Origin of the sequence: Pseudomonas sp. PDM26, from assembly GCF_019219185.1 — a bacterium.
Taxonomy (GTDB): Bacteria; Pseudomonadota; Gammaproteobacteria; order Pseudomonadales; family Pseudomonadaceae; genus Aquipseudomonas.
This window is the reverse complement of sequence record NZ_JAHUWC010000034.1, coordinates 1-1232: the sequence shown is the minus strand read 5'-3', so window position 1 is coordinate 1232 and position 1232 is coordinate 1. Positions and strand designations below refer to the sequence as shown.

The window sequence follows — 1232 nt, the reverse complement described above, 5'->3', positions numbered from 1 at the left end:
TCACGCCGCGGTGGGTCAGCTTCTCGGTCAGTTCTTTCAGCGCGTGCTGGGCCCGCGCGACCGCCAGGCCGTAGCCCGGCACGATGATCACGGTGTCGGCGTTGGTCAGCAGGAAGGTCGCGTCGTCAGCCGAACCGGATTTCACCGGACGGGCTTCTTTCGCACCCGCTGGGCCGGCCGCCTCTGCGGTATTGCCGAAGCCACCCAGCAGCACATTAAAGAAGGAGCGGTTCATCGCCTTGCACATGATGTACGAGAGGATCGCACCGCTTGAGCCGACCAGCGAACCGGCGATGATCAGCATCGAGTTGTTCAGCGAGAAGCCGATGCCCGCCGCTGCCCAGCCGGAGTAGCTGTTGAGCATCGACACGACCACGGGCATGTCGGCGCCACCAATCGGGATGATGATCAGCACGCCGAGCACGAAGGCCAGGGCCAGCATCACGGTGAAGGCGGTGTAGTCGCCGGTGAGCATGAACGTCACGCCCAGGCCCAGTGTGGCCAGGCCCAGCAGCAGGTTCAGCTTGTGCTGGCCGCTGAACTGGACCGGTGCACCCTGGAACAGGCGGAACTTGTACTTGCCGGCCAGCTTGCCGAAGGCAATGACCGAACCGGAGAAGGTGATCGCACCGATGGCGGCACCGAGGAACAGCTCCAGGCGGTTACCGGCCGGGATCGCATCGCCGAGGTTCTGCACGATGCCCAAGGATTGCGGCTCGACCACGGCAGCCACGGCGATGAACACCGCGGCCAGGCCGATCATGCTGTGCATGAAGGCGACCAGTTCGGGCATCTTGGTCATTTCGACGCGTTTGGCCATGATCGAACCGGCCGTGCCACCGATCAGCAGGCCGACAATCACGTAGACGATCCCGTCCTGCGCGAGCTCGGCGCCCAGCTTGTAGATCAGGCCGACTGTGGTGAGGATCGCCAGGCCCATGCCGAGCATGCCGAACAGGTTGCCACGACGCGACGTGGTGGGGTGCGAGAGGCCCTTGAGCGCCTGGATGAAGCAGACCGAGGCGATCAAATACAGGGAAGTAACCAGGTTCATGCTCATGCTTGCTGCACCTCGGCCTTGACTGCTTCGGCCTTGGCAGCCGGAGCTTTGGCCGCTTTTTTCTTGAACATTTCCAGCATGCGCCGGGTCACCAGGAAGCCACCAAACACGTTGACGGCGGCCAGGGCCACGGCCAGGGTGCCCATGGTCTTGCCCAGCGGGGTCACGGTCA

At 63.8% G+C, this 1232-nt stretch carries 2 protein-coding genes; both read right to left on the bottom strand.

Annotated elements, in window-relative coordinates; translation table 11 throughout:
* A partial coding sequence (locus KW849_RS30945) for an NAD(P)(+) transhydrogenase (Re/Si-specific) subunit beta (RefSeq protein WP_218433893.1) occupies window positions 1-1060 on the bottom strand: 1060 nt, incomplete at its 3' end.
* Window positions 1057-1232, bottom strand: a 176-nt coding sequence (locus KW849_RS30940; RefSeq protein WP_218433894.1) for a proton-translocating transhydrogenase family protein, incomplete at its 5' end; no start/stop codon positions are given. The genes KW849_RS30940 and KW849_RS30945, both read right to left, overlap by 4 nt.